Annotated in this window: 13 protein-coding genes and 1 CRISPR repeat array; of the genes, 7 read left to right on the top strand and 6 right to left on the bottom strand. The window is 72.2% G+C overall.

Annotated features, from left to right (window positions below):
* Positions 1-24: 24 nt before the first annotated feature.
* The 6 genes from ACFRCG_RS31950 to ACFRCG_RS31925 form a co-directional block, all read right to left on the bottom strand.
* Positions 25-624: a TetR/AcrR family transcriptional regulator gene (locus ACFRCG_RS31950; protein WP_380037859.1), complete on the bottom strand. Its 600-nt coding sequence runs from the start codon at positions 622-624 to the stop codon at positions 25-27.
* Between the two features lie 184 nt (positions 625-808).
* Positions 809-1,009, bottom strand: a complete 201-nt coding sequence (locus ACFRCG_RS31945) for a DUF5999 family protein (RefSeq protein WP_126640671.1) — start codon at positions 1,007-1,009, stop codon at positions 809-811.
* 152 nt (positions 1,010-1,161) lie between these two features.
* Complete coding sequence (locus tag ACFRCG_RS31940; protein ID WP_380037857.1) at positions 1,162-1,731, bottom strand: hypothetical protein; 570 nt, start codon at positions 1,729-1,731, stop codon at positions 1,162-1,164.
* Positions 1,732-1,952: 221 nt separating this feature from the next.
* Positions 1,953-2,939 (bottom strand): hemolysin family protein, encoded by a 987-nt coding sequence (locus tag ACFRCG_RS31935; RefSeq protein ID WP_380037855.1) that lies wholly within the window; start codon positions 2,937-2,939, stop codon positions 1,953-1,955.
* Entirely contained in the window at positions 2,939-4,138 is a 1,200-nt protein-coding gene (locus tag ACFRCG_RS31930) for a hemolysin family protein (RefSeq protein WP_380037853.1), read from the bottom strand. The genes ACFRCG_RS31935 and ACFRCG_RS31930 overlap by 1 nt, the downstream gene beginning before the upstream one ends.
* A 137-nt stretch (positions 4,139-4,275) precedes the next feature.
* Positions 4,276-4,617: a CRISPR direct-repeat array (repeat unit 26 nt; unit sequence TTGTCCTCAAACGCCGGACGGGCTGG).
* Between the two features lie 8 nt (positions 4,618-4,625).
* Positions 4,626-5,411, bottom strand: coding sequence for a polysaccharide deacetylase family protein (locus tag ACFRCG_RS31925; protein ID WP_380037851.1), 786 nt, complete (start codon positions 5,409-5,411; stop codon positions 4,626-4,628).
* A gap of 352 nt (positions 5,412-5,763) precedes the next feature.
* On the opposite strand from ACFRCG_RS31925, the gene ACFRCG_RS31920 reads away from it, so the two are divergent.
* From ACFRCG_RS31920 to ACFRCG_RS31890, 7 genes are all read left to right on the top strand, one after another.
* Positions 5,764-7,242, top strand: a complete 1,479-nt coding sequence (locus tag ACFRCG_RS31920) for a glutamate--cysteine ligase (RefSeq protein ID WP_380037849.1) — start codon at positions 5,764-5,766, stop codon at positions 7,240-7,242.
* Between the two features lie 28 nt (positions 7,243-7,270).
* Positions 7,271-8,074: a CPBP family intramembrane glutamic endopeptidase gene (locus tag ACFRCG_RS31915; RefSeq protein WP_380037847.1), complete on the top strand. Its 804-nt coding sequence runs from the start codon at positions 7,271-7,273 to the stop codon at positions 8,072-8,074.
* A gap of 173 nt (positions 8,075-8,247) precedes the next feature.
* Positions 8,248-8,826, top strand: a complete 579-nt coding sequence (locus ACFRCG_RS31910; RefSeq protein WP_380037845.1) for a hypothetical protein — start codon at positions 8,248-8,250, stop codon at positions 8,824-8,826.
* Positions 8,827-8,926: 100 nt separating this feature from the next.
* Positions 8,927-10,147: a hypothetical protein gene (locus tag ACFRCG_RS31905; protein WP_380037843.1), complete on the top strand. Its 1,221-nt coding sequence runs from the start codon at positions 8,927-8,929 to the stop codon at positions 10,145-10,147.
* Entirely contained in the window at positions 10,144-12,156 is a 2,013-nt protein-coding gene (locus ACFRCG_RS31900; RefSeq protein ID WP_380037841.1) for a hypothetical protein, read from the top strand. Before ACFRCG_RS31905 ends, ACFRCG_RS31900 begins: the two co-directional genes overlap by 4 nt.
* The gene (locus ACFRCG_RS31895; RefSeq protein ID WP_380037839.1) at positions 12,153-13,253 is read left to right on the top strand and encodes an AAA family ATPase; all 1,101 of its coding nucleotides are present in this window, start codon (positions 12,153-12,155) and stop codon (positions 13,251-13,253) included. The genes ACFRCG_RS31900 and ACFRCG_RS31895 overlap by 4 nt, the downstream gene beginning before the upstream one ends.
* A gap of 3 nt (positions 13,254-13,256) precedes the next feature.
* The gene (locus ACFRCG_RS31890; RefSeq protein WP_380037837.1) at positions 13,257-15,950 is read left to right on the top strand and encodes an SAV_2336 N-terminal domain-related protein; all 2,694 of its coding nucleotides are present in this window, start codon (positions 13,257-13,259) and stop codon (positions 15,948-15,950) included.
* Positions 15,951-15,985 lie beyond the last annotated feature (35 nt).

Here is a 15,985-nt window from a genome sequence, read left to right as displayed (position 1 = left end):
CGCGGCCCGTCCCCGAGCCACCGCTCAGGGGCGGGCCGCGCCGTATGTCAGCAGGCGGGCCACCGAGGCGGCGAAGCCGGGCTTGGCGGCCAGGTCGCTGCCCAGGACGCCGAACATCAACGCGCCGCTGAGCGATTCGAACAGCAGATCCGCGTCCAGGTCCGGGCGGGCCTGGCCGCGCGCGATCGCGTCCGCGACGAAGGCCCGGAAGATCGCCCGGACCGGATCCATCCGGGCCACGAGCAGATCCTTCAGCTCGGGCTGGTCGCGGTACTCGGCGAGCAGCCCGGGCACCGCCGCCGCGGTCTCCGGGCGGCGGAAGGAGTCGAGCGCGGCCTCGGCGAAGCGCGACACGCCGGTGGCGAAGTCCTCGTGCGGCAGCGGCCGAAAGCTCATCTCGCGGGCCGGGTACACCGCCTCGTGCACCAGGTGCGCCTTCGACGGCCAGCGGCGGTACACGGTCGGCCTGGTCACCCCCGCGCGGCGGGCGACCGCGTCGATACTGACCCGGTTGTACCCCTGCTCGGCGACCAGTTCGCGGGCCGCGGCCAGGATCGACTCGTCGGTGCGCGGGTCACGCGGGCGACCGGGCCGAGGGGTGTCGCCAGTGTCGCCAATGCCCATGGGGACAAAACTCCGAGTCGTCGCGCGTAGCCGGTGCCGCTCGGACTGTATCGGGACCGCGGGCGCAAGGACCCCGGGTCGACCCCGGCTCCGGCCACGAGCCGCCGTCGGAACCGGTTGCGGGCAGACGAGAGCCGGAGGTCGTTCCGAGGGACCTCCGGCTCGTCAGGGCCGTGCGAACGGTTCAGGCCGCCGAAACCAACCCCACACGGGGTCGGTGCGGGGCGATGGTGCGTCCGTCCGGCAGCAGTTCGCCCGTGTCCTCGAACAGGACGACGCCGTTGCACAGCAGGCTCCATCCCTGTTCGAAATGAGCGGCCACGACGACGGCGGCCTCACGATCGGGGCTGTCCGCCGGGGGGCAATGCGGTCGGTGCTGGCACATCCTCGTACCTTCTCTGTCTGCGCGGAGCGCGCCGGGCCCCATTGCCCGGCAGATCACAGTCTCCGCCTTGAAACCGCCTCGCGCAGGACTTATCGCGGTTCTCACCCGACTGCGCCCAAGATGTGACCACACGTGTGAACGGCCGGGTGTGATCAGCTGTCCGGAGCCCCCACGGCGGCCGGCCGGCGGGTACGCGCGGCCAGGACTTCGGCCAGTTCGGCCGCGGTGTATCCGCGTAGCGCCTGCACGCCGCAGGGCGCCGGGGCGAGCGGGATGAGCAGGTCGACACCGCCCGCCTCGTCCGCCAGCCAGAGCGCGACCATGTACATCCCGGGGACGTTCAGCAGGCGCGCCTCGTCGCGGCGCAGATGGGTCTGCGGGAGTGCGCGGGCCGCTGCGGCGGCGGGCGCGGTGGCGACGGTGAACGGGCCTTCGACGAATCGGCCGACGCCGTGGCCGGTCGGGCCGGTGCGGACCTCGATGCCGCCGACGACCGTGTCGCCGGACCACATGAGCCAGCGCCAACCCACCTGCCGAGCGCTGCGGACACCGCGCTCGGAGACCAGGTCGAGCAGGTCGATCTCGAAGACGCGGTGCGGGAATCCGGCCGTGAGCGCGGCTTGATCGGCGCGGCAGTCGACGGGAAGCGATTCACGGGAATCGAGCACGGCTCGCGCCGCTCGTCGGGCCGATTCGGGAGCCTCGGGCACACGCAGGACCATGAGACCGCCTCATTTCGATGCAGAGTCCAAGAAACCCGGAAAATCCGGGGAGGGGAAAGCGGCGCTGTGCTGTGGGGAACCGGGTATCCGACCGGGGGACGACCCGGCGGCGTACAGAGGACCCGGCAGGGCCGGTCAGCGCATTGTACCGAAACGGCTGCGAAAAGTAACGGTGTATTGCGAACTGACACCCGATTGAAGACCTTTTGGAACAGTCTCGATCAGGGGAAAAGTGAGGACATCACGTCGTCGAGGGTGACCAGGCCCAGCGGCGCGGAGTCCGGCGCCAGTACCAGGGCCAGATGGGTGCGGGAGCCGCGCATGCGGGCCAACAGGCCGGTCAGCGCGGTGTCCGGGGCGACGGTGACAAGCGGATAGACCGGTACCGAGCCGTCCGTTTCGGGCGCGAGTACATCGAGCACGTGGACGTAGCCCTCGGGGTGCCCGGCGGGGTCCAGGACGGGGAAGCGGGACAGGCCGGTGCGTACCGCGACCTCTTCGAGGGCGGCCGCCGACACCGGAGCGGGCAGCGCCACCACGTCGGACCACGGGCGCAGCACCTCGGCGGCCGTGCCCGAGTGCAGCGCGAGCGCGCCGGCGAGCCGGTCGTGCTCGCCCACGTCGAGCAGGTCGTGCTCGCGCGACTCGGCGAGCAGCGCCGGAAGTTCCTCGACCGTGTACACGCTGCGCACCTCGTCCACCTGCCGCACCCCGAAGACGCGCAGGCACAGGTTGGCGGCGTGGTTGAACAGCCACAGGATCGGCGCGGTCACCCGGGCGAACACCAGCAGCGGCGGGGTCAACCACATCGCGCACTCCTCGGGGCCGGCCAGCGCGATGTTCTTGGGCACCATCTCGCCGAGCACCATGTGGCAGAACACCACCACGGCCAGGCCCACCACGAAGGCGATCGGGTGCACCGCGCCGGCGGGCAGGCCCAGCGCCTCGATCGGGGCGCCGAGCAGGTGCGCGAGCGCGGGTTCGGCCACCGCGCCCAGGCCGAGCGAGGCCACCGTGATGCCGAGTTGGGCGGCGGCGAGCATGGTGGACAGCCGACCCATCGCGGTGAGCACCATCGTCGCCCGGCGCGAGCCGGCCTCGGCCCGGGGCGCGATCCGGGTGCGGCGGGCGGAGATCACCGAGAACTCGGCGCCGACGAAGAACGCGTTGGCCGCGAGCAGGACCAGCGACAGCAGCAGGTCGCCCATTACTCGTCGGTCTCCGTCCGCAGTTCCACCTCGTCGATCCGGTGCCGGTCCATCCGGACCACGGTGAGCCGCCGGCCGGCCACGTCCACGTGGTCGCCCACCTGCGGCAGCCGGCCCAGTTCGGCCAGGACCAGGCCGGCCAGCGTGTTGTAGTCGCCGGCCGGCATGCGCCAGCCGCCGGCCTCCTCGACCTCGTCGGCGCGCAGCAGGCCGGACAGGCGCAGCACGTGGGTGCTCGGAGGGCGCTGCGGCGGCGCGTCCGGCTCGTCGGCCGGGTCGTGTTCGTCGGCAAGGTCGCCGACCAGTTCCTCGGCCAGGTCCTCGGCGGTCAGCACTCCGGCGGTGCCGCCGTATTCGTCGACCACGACGGCCAGCTGGGTGCGGCCCTCGCGCAGGCGCTCCACCGCGCGTTGGAGGTCGAGCGAGGTGGGCACCAGGACCGGGGCGCGGGCGATCCGGGTGAGCGGGGTGTGCGGGCGCTCCGCGGCGGGCACGCGCAGCGCGTCGCGGACCACGGCCACGCCGACGATCTCGTCCAGGTCCTGGCCGCGCACCGGGATCCGGCTGTGGCCGCACGCCCGGGCGGTGTCGAGGAGTTCGGTCACCGACGCGGTCGCGGGCAGGGTGACCAGTTCGGTGCGCGGGGTCATCGCCTCGGCGGCCTGTTTGCCGGCGAAGCGCAGGGCGCGGTTCAGGATCCGGGCGGTGCCGACGGGCAGCGCGCCGGCGCGGGCCGAATGCCGGACCAGTTGGGCGAGTTCGTCGGGGGAGCGGGCCGAGCCGAGTTCCTCCTGCGGCTCGATCCCGAGCCTGCGTACGAGGACGTTGGCGGAGCCGTTGAGGAAGACGATCAGCGGGCGGCAGAGTCGGGAGAAGCCGATCTGGAACGGGCCGGCGACGCGGGCGACGCCCAGGGGGCGGGCGATCGCGGCGTTCTTGGGCACGAGTTCGCCGAGCACCATCTGCAACGCGGAGGCCAGCACGAGGGCGGCGAACCTGGGGAGGCGGAACGCGGCCTCGGCGAGGTAGCCGGCGATCAGCGAGGTCAGCGTGATGCCGAGTTGGGCGCCGGAGAGTTGGAAGGAGAGGGTGCGCAGGCCGTGGAGTACCCGACGGGCGCCGCGGTCGCCGGCTTCGGCTCGGGCGGCGACGTCGCTGCGCTCGACGGTGACGAGGGAGAACTCGGCGGCGACGAACATGCCGTTGCCGGCGATGAGGAGTAGGAGGAGGCCGATGGCGAGGGGGGTGTCGATGGGGGCCTCCGGAGGCAGAGCGCGTGTGCGCGCTCCTGCCCGGTGGGCGCGGGAGTATGCGTTTGGCCGCCCATCCGGGGGCCTTGTCCTCAAACGCCGGACGGGCTGGGTTTGGTGGCGTCGTGCGTGGAGGTTGCGGGTTGCTTTGTCCTCAAACGCCGGACGGGGTGGAGTGTGGGTGTCGTTCGGTGTGTGGGCTGCGGTCGGGTGTTGTCCTCAAACGCCGGACGGGCTGGGTTTGGTGGCGTCGTGCGTGGAGGTTGCGGGTTGCTTTGTCCTCAAACGCCGGACGGGCTGGAGTGTGGGTGTCGTTCGGTGTGTGGGCTGCGGTCGGGTGTTGTCCTCAAACGCCGGACGGGCCGGGTTTGGTGGCGCCGTGTGTGGAGGTTGCGGGTTGCTTTGTCCTCAAGCGCCGGACGGGGTGGTGGGTGGGCTACGGGGTTACGAAGGTGTAGCCGTTGGACTTCAGTTCGGGGATTATCTGTTCGAGCATTGTCATGGTTTGGCTGCGTTCGCCGCCGCCGTCGTGGCACAGGATGATGCCTCGGGGGGCGAGTTGGCTGTGGACGTTCTGGAGCATCTTGGGGACGCCGGCCTTCTGCCAGTCGTTGGTGTCCACCGTCCAGTGCAGTGAGCCCATGCCCAGCGACGCGGCGGTCTGGCGGACCTCTTCGGACCAGTTGCCGCCCGGGGCACGGAACCAGCGCACCGGCGTGCCGGGGGAGGCCTTGTGGATCCACTCCAGGGTTTCCTGCATCTGGCCGTGCATCTCCTGCGGCGTGCGCTTCTTCAGGTTGATGTCGTGCGTCATGCTGTGGTTGCACAACGTGTGGCCGGCCGCGACCACCTTACGGACCAGGTCCGGGTGGTCCTTGGCCTGCTGGCCGACCATGCAGAAGGTGGCCTTGACGTCGTTGCGGGCGAGGATCGACAGGGCCTTGTCGGTCCACTCCGGCCACGGCCCGTCGTCCAGGGTCAGGGCGACCACCTTGCCCTCGCCCTTGACCTTGCTCACCAGGGTGGAATCGACCGGCGGCTGCTGCGCGGCCGGCGGCGTGGCCGGCTCCTGCGCGTTCGGACTGCCCGGTTGCCGCGGTGCCTGTATCTCCTTGGGCGCGTCGCCGGCCTGAGGCGAGGCCGCCGCCGACGACCAGCGACCGTCACCGGCGACATTCCACACGAGTGCGCCACAGACGAGGATCGCGATGACCGTGACCACTGCCTGGAATCGCAGACCCTGTATCGGCAGTGCCCGAATCAACCCCCGCACGACAACCCCCAAAAAGATCTCGCTTCGGCGCCTTGGGAAGAGGCCACCCTAGGTGATCGCCGACAAGGCTTGAAGATCGACCACCGGATGCATCCTCGATGTGATCAGTGACGTGGTTGTCGGCCTCGTGGTTCCCCTGTGATTCGTCACGGTCGATCGGTAATGTTCCCAATGTCGGCCCGATGCATCGGTTGGGGGGAACGTCGGCGGGAACGTTCGGCACGTCCCGATCCGACAGGTACCGGATTGCGACCACTCGACCGGCTCCGTACCGGAGCCGGGTTCCTGGGGAGGGGCATTCATGGGCGAAAAGGTCGAGGTCACCGAGTTCGGCCGGTCCGACCGGCAGCGTTACCGGCACAAATTGCGTCGATGTCTGGAAACACTCCAACGCATGCTCGACGAGAACCGGTTCGAGAGCGCTCGAAAGCTGATGGGTGTCGAGATCGAACTGAACCTGGCCGATGCCGCGGGGCGACCCCGGATGAGCAATGCCGAAGTACTGCGGCGGATAGCCAGCCCTGATTTCCAGACCGAACTCGGCCTCTTCAACATCGAGGTCAACATTCCGCCGCACCGGCTGACCGGACCGGTGTTCTCCGAATTGGTGGAGGAACTGCGCACGAGTCTGGACTACGCGGATCGCAAGGCCGCCGAACTCGACGCGCGGATCGTGATGATCGGAATTCTGCCGACCCTCACCGACGCGCACATGGCGTTCGAGACGATATCCGACAACGCGCGCTACACGCTGCTCAACGACCAGATCCTGAACGCCCGGGGTGAGGACATCCGGCTGCGCATCGACGGCGTGGAGCGGCTGGACACCACCTCCACCACGATCGTCTCCGAGGCCGCGTGCACGTCCGTGCAGTTCCACCTCCAGGTCACGCCGCGCAATTTCGCCCCGCTGTGGAACGCGGCGCAGTCCATCACCGGGGTGCAGTGCGGCATCGGCGCGAACTCGCCGTTCCTGTTCGGTCGCGAGTTGTGGTGCGAGACCCGGCCGATCCTGTTCGAGCAGGCGTGCGACACCCGGCCGGAGGAATTGATCGCACAGGGTGTTCGGCCGCTGACCTGGTTCGGCGAACGCTGGATCGATTCGGTGGTCGACCTGTTCGAGGAGAACCTGCGGTATTTCCCGTCGCTGTTGCCGATCTGCGACGACGAGGATCCGATCGAGGCGCTGGATCGGGGCGACGTGCCGCATCTGCGCGAACTCAAGCTGCACAACGGCACCATCTACCGGTGGAACCGCCCGGTGTACGACGTCGCGCGCGGAAAGCCGCATCTGCGGGTGGAGAACCGGGTGTTGCCGGCCGGACCGACCGTGGTCGACATCATGGCCAACGCGGCGTTCTACTACGGTCTGGTGCGTTCGCTGGTGGACGACGAGCGTCCGGTGTGGGAGCGGATGCCGTTCGAGGTGGCCACCGAGAACTTCCACGCGGGTGCCCGCTTCGGTATCGACGCCGAGTTGAACTGGCCCGGCCACGGCACCGTTCCGGTCACCCGACTGGTCTTGGACGACCTGCTGCCGCGCGCGTACGAGGGGCTGGACCGGTGGGGCATCGACCCGCGCGAGCGGGACGAGTACCTGGGCATCATCGAGCAGCGCTGTCTGCTGCGGGTCAACGGGGCCGGCTGGCAGAGCGCGCAGTATCACCACTACCGCGACGCCAAGGGCATGGACCGGCTGGAGGCACTGCGTGCGATGACCCTGCGCTACGCCGAGCACATGCGCGGCGGGGACCCGGTGCACACATGGCCCGTGGGCTGACGGCGGGCTTATCCGCGCTCGATACCGTGTGCCTGTGATCACCGAGCCCGCGTCCGAGCCCGTCGAGACGCCCACCGAGCCCCGGCGCCGCGTGCTGCGCTCCGAGGTGGTGCTGGTGCTGGCCCTGTCCCTGGGGGCGTCCGGGGTCTCCTCGCTGATCTCCTTCCTGGGTTCGCTCACCGCGCCGGGCGGGCTCGGCCACAAGGCCGCGGTGCTGAACGGTTCGCGCGCGGTGGATCGGCCCTGGTTGGACCTGGCCTGGCAGCTGTTCGGGATCGCCACCGCCCTGGTGCCGGTCTTCCTGGTCGCGCACCTGCTGATGCGCGAGGGCACCTCGCTGCGCGTCCTGGGGGTGGACCGGACCCGCCCGTGGTGGGACCTGGGACGCGGGACGGCGGTCGCCGCGGCGATCGGCGGGTCCGGCCTGGCGCTGTACCTGGGCGCGCACGCGGCCGGGGCGAACCTGACCGTGGTGCCCACCACGCTGCCCGACGTGTGGTGGCGGATCCCGGTCCTGGTCCTGTCCGCGATCCAGAACGCGGCCCTGGAGGAGGTGATCGTCCTCGGCTATCTGCTGCGCCGGCTCGACCAGTTGCGGGTGCCGTGGGTCAAGGCGGTGGCGATCGGTTCGGTCGTGCGCGGCTCCTACCACCTCTACCAGGGCATCGGCGGGTTCTTCGGCAACGTGGTGATGGGCGTGCTGTTCTGCCTGCTCTACCGGCGCTGGGGGCGGGTGATGCCGCTGCTCGTGGCCCACGCCCTGATCGACATCGTCGCGTTCGTGGGATACGTGCTGCTGGCGGGCCGGGTGGACTGGCTGCCGACGGCCTGACTCCGGGGCCGGACGGCCATGTCGTGGTCGGTCGCGGCGATCGATTTGTGGACTCAAGGGTACGTCTTGTGGGCGTCGTTGGTGTCTGATGGGCATTGCGGGCAGACCTCCATCGAGCGGGGTTCGCCGGCGGACAGGCGCATATCGGGCGACGCGGGGACGCAGGGGGTCGTATGGACAACCGGAGGCGGGCGGAGTTCTTCTCCACACCGAACCCCATCGGCGGGCCGCCGCGCGGGCGGTTCGGATTGAACGCGCTGAGTCGACACCCGGTGCGGATCCTGATGGTGGCCGGCGGGTTGATCCTGCTGGTGATCGTCTTCTTCGTGGCGCTGCTCACGGTGGACGGCGGCGGATCGGACGACAAGAAGAAGTCGGCGGACGCGACCGGCGGCAAGAGTTCGTCGGCGTCGCCGAGTGCGAGCAAATCCGGTACGGGCAAGGCCACCACCGGGCCCGGGCAGAGCGCGGCGGGGCCCAAGCCGGGCTCGGTCGCGGCCACCGTGCACACCGGCGGCCAGTTGGTGCTGTACAAGGGCACGTCGTACCAGTCGGACAAGGTCGTGCAGATCAAGACCGGCACCGAGGTGCGCGCGAACTGCCACACGGAGGGCTCGATCGCCTACTACGCGGGCTCCTCCAGCAAGACCTGGGCGCAGATCGACGTGGAGGGCAGGACCGGCTTCGTGCCCGCCATATTCCTGGACACCGGCGGCGACGTGAGCAAACAGATCCCCGCCTGCACACATTGAGCGATCGCGGGGGCGCCTCGGAACACACTCCATCGGGTCGGTTGGATCACTAGCGTACGGCGGGCGGGGCGGATCGAGATCGACTCCGGGGGGAGAGCCCATGACCACGCTCGTCTTCGTGCACGGAACCGGGGTGCGCGATGTGACCGACTCGGCCGCGGTCCGCACCATCACCGCCAGGGTCGCCGCGCGGCTGCCGGGGGTGCGGGTGGAACCGGTGGACTGGGGCGCGGCGTTCGGCGTCGAGGTCTCGCCCGCACTGCGCGCGCTGATCGGGATCGCCGACCCCGCCGAGGGCGGACCGGCCGCCGAGGTCGACCCCGAGGAGGCCGAACTGCGGTTGTGGGCGGTGTTGGAACGACACCCCCGCCACGAGCTGCGCGAGGTGGCCGCGGGTGCGGCGCCCGGCGGGCGGCGGACCGAGGCGGCGGAGGACCTGCGCTGGGCGGTGGAGCACGACGTGGTCGGGATCGACCTCGCCGCGGTGTTGCCCGGCGCGCCGCCCGAGTGGCCGGACGTCTTCGCCGCGGCGGCGCGGGACGTCGCCGACTCGGCCGAATTCACCGGCGCCGTTGAGGCGTTGGCCGCGAGCGCCGACTACGACGTGATCGGCCGGGCCGTGGTGGCCGGCTTCGAGCAGGCGCTCGCCGCGCGGTACGAGGCGCCGACCGCGTGGTCGCCGGAGTGGCGCGACACCCTCGTCGCCGCCGTGCGCGACGCGTGCGGCGGCACCACCGCCGGCGGCACCTGGGTCGGGCGGACCTTCAAGAGCGGCCTGATGTACGCGAGTTGGCCGCTGCAGAACACGCTGCGCGGCGGCACCCTGGGCGGCAGCGTGCCCGCGATCGGCGACATCCTCCACTACCAGGCGCACGGCGCGACGCTGCGCGCCTACCTCGCGGCGCGGATCGCCCGGATCGAGGGGCCGGTGGTGCTGCTCGCGCACTCCCTGGGCGGGATCGCCTCGTTCGAGACGCTGGCCGAGGCGGCCGGGCCGGACACGCCCGAGCGGCGGCGCCATCCGCTTCCGGGCGTGCGGGCGCTGATCACCGTCGGTTCGCAGATCGGCTACCTCGGCGCGGTCGGCGCGCTCGCGACCCATCCGGCGCAGGCGAACCCGCCGAGCCGGTTGGGCATTCCGTGGACCAACGTGTGGAACGCCCGCGACTGGTTGTCGTTCCGCGCCGCACCGGTCTTCGGGACGGCGGTGCGCGACGTCGAGGTCCGGGTGCGCCGACCCTTCCCCCGATCCCACGGCGCCTACTGGCGCTGCCCGCGGCTCTACGACGAGATCGCGCGCGCGGTGGAGGGCGCTCGGTGACGGTGCACGCCCTGTTCGTCTGCGTCGAGCACTATCCGGCGCGCGAGGGCGGCCCGGGCGATCTGCCGGGCGCGCTCGCGCAGACCCTGGAACTGGTCGAGTGGCTGCACACGAGCGGCGCCTCCGGTGCCGAGCGGATCACCGTGCTCGCGTCCGTGCGGGCCGCGTCGAATCCGACCGCGGAGCGGCTGCGCGAGCTGATCGCGGCGGATTCGATCCTGGTCGGACCCGGCGCCGGGCCCGGCGAGCTGCGACACGTCGACTTCGAGCGGGTGATCGGCGGGCTCGGGGAGCACTGGCGGGACGGCGACCGGTTCCTGTTGCACTGGACCGGCCACGGCCGGCTGGACGCGCACGGGCGGTGGCTGGAACTGCCCGCGTTCCACCTGGAGGGTGACTCCCGGCTCTCGGTCCGGGCGATCGCCGTCGACGAGCTCCTGGCCCGCTGCGGCGAGGTGCCGCGCCGGGTCGACCAGTTCCTGGTCTTCGAGACCTGCGCCGACCGTCGCGGTGACCCCGGGGCCATCCCGCTGAACCTGACCGCGGCCGGCCCGAGCGACAAATCGGCCAAGGCCCGGATCTCCGCCGTCTTCGCGGCCGACGACGGCCAGTTCGCCTACCGCCCGGCGGACCGGCCCGCGTTCACCACGGCCCTGATCGAACACCTGACCCTGCGCGGCCCGGACGCGCTGACCGTGCCGGCCTTTCGCGAGATGTTCGACGAGATCGACACCCGGCTCGCCGCGAGCGGCCCCGGGGGCCGACCGCTGCGCCAGTCGCCGATGTACCGCGAGCCCGGGGCCGCCGACTGGCGCGAGGGCGAGCGCGACCCCGAGAACCAGTTCGGCCTGTACCGACATCGCCTGCTCGCGCTCCTCGCCGACCTGGACATCGGCGCCGGCGAACCCGCCGTGCTGCGCACCTACCTGCGCGAACGAGGCGTCCCCGAGTGGGTCTTCGCCGGCGCCGACCTCCCCGCGTGGGGAGCGGCGCTGATGTCGCTGCCCGGGCCGCCGGGCCGGCACCCGATCCGGCACCTCCTGGAGTGGCTGTACGTCGGATGCCACCAGACACACGTCGCGGACTGGGCCGAGCAGTTGCGCGAGGCCGGACACATCGACGCGTTCCGCCCGGCCGAGGTACGCGAACGGCAGCCGCTGACGCTGGTGGTGTTCATCCGGGAGAACGTGTACTCGCCCGACGGGCCGGACCGGGTGCGCTACGACGCCGAACCGCGGTTCTACGTCGGCCTCGAACATCTCGAGGCGCCGGCGGGCCTGCCCTCGGGCACCGCCCTGCCCCGGGAGCGACTCGCCGACCACCTCGCCGACTTCTACCTGACGATCCGCACCGGCTGGACCTCCCTGGCCAAGGCCCGGGTGCAACTGGTGCTGCCCACCGAATTGTTCAACGAACCCTTCGAGGCGGTCCGGATCGGCGGCGCCGACGACCACATCGTGCTCGGCGAACACCACGAGGTGGTGCTGCGGCCGATCGTGCGGCACGGCGTGGCCCGGCCGATGCACTACGACACCTGGGCCGAATCCGCGAGCCTGCGCGCCAATCCGGCGGTGCGGCACCTGAATCGGCACCTGTGCGGCGGTGGCGGCCACGACTGCGACGACGAGCCCGTCGGCTTCCTCCAGGACTACCGGTGGGAGCACCGGCCGGGCCGACCCGGCGCGGTCGAGACCGCGGTCGGCCGCGGCGACTGGGCCCTGCTGTGGACGCACGGGACCACCTGTACCGACGCGTGCGCCGGCACGAACGGCGCGCACGGCGGTTGCTCCGGTGGCGCGGTGGGGCGGACCCTGTACCGGATGCTGGAGCAAAAGAACCGAAACCTGACCCAATTGCCTTCCGTCGTGACCCACCTGCGGCGCACCCTGGGGCGCAGGGCCACGCCGCCGGAGCGGGTCGTGCTGGTGTTCGACGATCCCGGTTGGCGTCCGTGGCAGGGTGCGGGACTGCTGCGCGGCGCCCCGGCGGGCGGGGGGGACGAGCGATGAGACAGGCCACGACGAGCACCGCCGGGGACCACGATCCGGGGGAGCCCGCCGCGCCGTGGTGGATCTACCGCGGCGACGCCGGCGGCGCGACCGCGTCCCCGGCCGGAACCGGTCCGGTCGAACTCCCGCCTCCGCCGCCGTGGCGGCTGTTCGGCACCGACGACGTCGGGGACGACGTGCCGGAGCCCGCCGCGCTGCCCGGCGAACGCGCCGGCGAGCCGTACTCCGGCGAATTCCACGGCGACCGCCGCGTCTACGACCTCGTCAACGCCGCGATCCACCTGCGCCGGCCGCTCCTGGTCACCGGCCGTCCCGGCACCGGCAAGACCACCCTGGCCCGCAGCATCGCGACCCGGCTGCGCCTGGGCCCGGTGCTGCGCTGGGGGATCACCAGCCGCTCCACCCTCCGCGAGGGGCTGTACGGATACGACGTGCTGGCCCGCCTGCACGACATGAACCTGCGCGCCAAGGGCGCGGCGGGCCCGGCCGGCGCCGACGTCGACGACATCGGCGCCTACATCACCCTCGGCCCGCTCGGCGACGCCCTGCTGCGCCGCCCGCACCCGAGGGTGCTGCTGATCGACGAGATCGACAAGAGCGACGTCGACCTCCCCAACGACCTGCTGCACGTGTTCGAGACCGGCGGCTTCGAGATCCCCGAACTGCGCCGGGCCCGGCTGCGCAGCGCGAAGGTGACACCGTACGACGGCGACTTCGGCGCCCGGGTCGAGGTGCGCGACGGCACCGTGCGCTGCGCCGCGTTCCCGATCGTCGTCCTCACCAGCAACGGCGAACGCGCCTTCCCGGCCGCGTTTCGGCGGCGCTGCGTGCCGCTGGAACTGCGCGCGCCGGACCGCGACGTGCTCAAGCGCATCGTGCGCAGCCGCCTGCCCGAGGGAGTACCCCTCGACGAGTCGTTGCTCGACCACTACCTGGAGTTGGCGAACGGCGTCGACGGGCCGCTGCTCTCCCCGGACCAGTTGCTCAACGCGATGCAGTTCCGCGAGGGGATCCGCGAGCGCGCCGGAAACGGCGACCACCTGCCCACCAACGACACGCTGGCCACCCTCTTGTTCCACGACCTGAACGGGGGATGAGCGATGGCGGAGGAGGACCCCGCCGGGGTCACCGTCGACGCGGTCCTGGACTGGGCGTGGTTGACCGCCGTGATCGACACGAGCGGCGGCCCGCCCGCCGCGGCGGCCGAGATCGCGGCGCCGGCCGGCCCGGTGCCCGCGGCACCCGGGCCCGCGCCGCCGATCGCGCCCGGACCGGAGCCCCCGCCCGCGCCGAGCGCCCGCCGCCCGCCGCCGGCGGTGCGCGGCCCCCGTCCCGAGACCTCCCTCGCCTTCACCGCCGTGCCCGACTCCGTCGAGTCGATCGAGCAGATCGGCACCGGCCCGGCGGGCGCCACCGCACCGCGCCTGCCCGCATGGCTCGACGAGGCCCGGCCACCGGCCGCCTCGATCCTGCCCGACCGGCTCGAACTCGCCCGCCTGCTGCGCCGGTTGCGCCACCACGGCGCCGCGCCCGACGCGGTGGTCCTGGACGAGGAGGCCACCGCGGAACACGCGGCGCTGACCGACCTGATCGTGCCGGTGCTCGAACCGGCCAGGGAGCGCTGGTTCGAACTCGCCCTCGTCGTGGACACCGCGCCCTCGATCGCCCCGTGGCGGCGCCTGCTCGCCGAGTTCACCCGACTCGTGAGCGGGAACGGCACGTTCCGCGCGGTGCGTTCCTGGTCCCTCGACACCGACGTGCCCGGCCGCGCGGTACTGCGCACGCCGTTCGGCACGCAGGCCCAACCCGCCGCACCGGCCGGCCCCACCGGCCGGCGGATCATCATGGTCGTCACCGACGGGGTCGGCCGCGCCTGGTCCCACCCGCAGACCGCGGCCATGCTCGCCTTGTGGGCGAAGCGGTGTCCCGTGGTGCTGCTGAACCTGCTGCCCAAACGCTGGTGGGATCGCGCGCGGATCCCGTCCACCCCGGTCGTCTTTCGCGGCCGAGGCGCGGGCGCCGCCCGCCGATCGGCCTTTCGGCTCCGGCACGACCCCCACTGGACGGGGCCGCCGGAACGGGTCGCCGTCCCGCTGATCGGCCTGCACCCCGAGGGCCTGTGGGCGGACGACCCGGCGGATCGCCGAGCCGGCCGATGGAGCGAACTCTCCCGCTGGGCCCGGATGATCACCGACGAGCGCGGTCGCGAGTTCGCGGGCCCCGCGTGGGTACTCGATCCGCGCGGGGCGGCGGCCGGGCCCGCGCCGACCCCGGTACCGGCCGAGGACCGGCGCACACCGGCGGTGCGGCTCGCCGAGTTCCGCGCCGGCGCCTCCCCGGACGCCGTCGAACTCCTCGGGAAACTCGCCGCCGCGCCGATCAGCCCGGCCACGATGCGCGTCGTGCAATCGGCGGTGCTCGCGCGCGAGGACCCCGCGTTCGTCGCCGAGGTGATGCTGAGCGGCCTGCTGGTCGAGTCGCCGGATCGGGACGAGGCGGCGCGCGCGGACGACGTGGTGTACGACCTGGACGAGCAGGTCCGGGAGACGTTGCTGACCGCGATGAGCCGACGGTCGGCCCTGGAGGTGTACTTCCGGGTCGCCGAGTTCCTGCACGATCGAAACGGCCACGCCGAGTTCGACTTCCAGGACCTGCTCACCGCCCGCGAGCCCGCCGCGGTCGGCCTGCTCGGCCCGCACAGCCGCCCGCTCGCCCGGGTCGGTGCGACGCTGCTGGATCGCCTCGGACCCGACTACCGGCCCCGGGCCCGACGCCTGGAGGCCCGGGCCAACGGTCCGATGTTGCGTCGGCGCGAGCTGACCCGGGCGTGGACCACGCGGATGAGCCACTGGATCCGGGCGCGGCCGGTGGTCACGGACGGGCTGATCGTGGTGCAGGACGTGGCGGGGACGCTGGTGGTCCTCGATCCGCTGACGGGGATGGCTCGGTGGACGGCTCACCACGGCGCACCGTCGCGGTGTGCGCCGGTGGTGGCGGCGGGGCGGGTGTGGGCGGGGCATGACGACGGTGGGCTGTATCGGTACGACCCGACGAGGAGGTCCGCGCCGGACGCGGTGGTGCGGGTCGGCGACGCCGCCGTGGTGGCGCTGGTGTCGGGGCCGGTCGGTACGGACGGGCTGTTCGTCGCCACGGTGGACGGCCGCGTCGTGTGGCTCGACGGCGCGAACGACACGACGGAACTCGGGGGGACGCGCTCGGGCATACCGGCCGGACTGTGTGTCTCGGGGGAGCGGACCGCGGCGGTGGATCGGGCGGGCGGGGCCAGGGCGTGGCACGCGGGCTCGGAATCCGCCTCGTGGTCGCAGGATCTGTCCGAGGCGGTGCACGCCGCCCCGGTGGCCGACGAGGAGCACGTGTACGTCCCACTCGCCACCGCCGGGATCGCGGCGCTGCGCTGGGCCGACGGGGAACTCGCCTGGCGGGCGCGGTTGCCCGGTGGGGTGTTGAGCACACCCGTGGTCGGCGCCGGGCTGGTGGTGGCGGTGACCACCGACGGATTCCTCCACGCGTTCGACGCCGAGTCGGGACGTCGGGTATGGCGCACGGCCGATGTGCCGCAACCCGGGCTGCGGGTGACCCTGGCGGACGGGCTGGTCCATGTGGCCGGGGAGGCCGGGGGCATCCGTACCCACGACCTGGCCACCGGTCGTCGGGTGGCCGAAATCCGTTCCGACGTGGGGGTGTCCGTGGCGGTCGCCGCCCGGGGGCGGCTGATCCTCGCCGGGCTCGACGGCACGGTGACGTCGCTGGAAGGGCCGGTGGTGGTCGACTGACCGACGCTCGGATCACGGGCCGGCGGACGACTGAT

Origin of the sequence: Embleya sp. NPDC056575 (assembly GCF_042793325.1) — a bacterium.
Lineage (GTDB): Bacteria > Actinomycetota > Actinomycetes > Streptomycetales > Streptomycetaceae > Embleya.
This window is presented reverse-complemented; position numbering and strand designations above follow the sequence as displayed.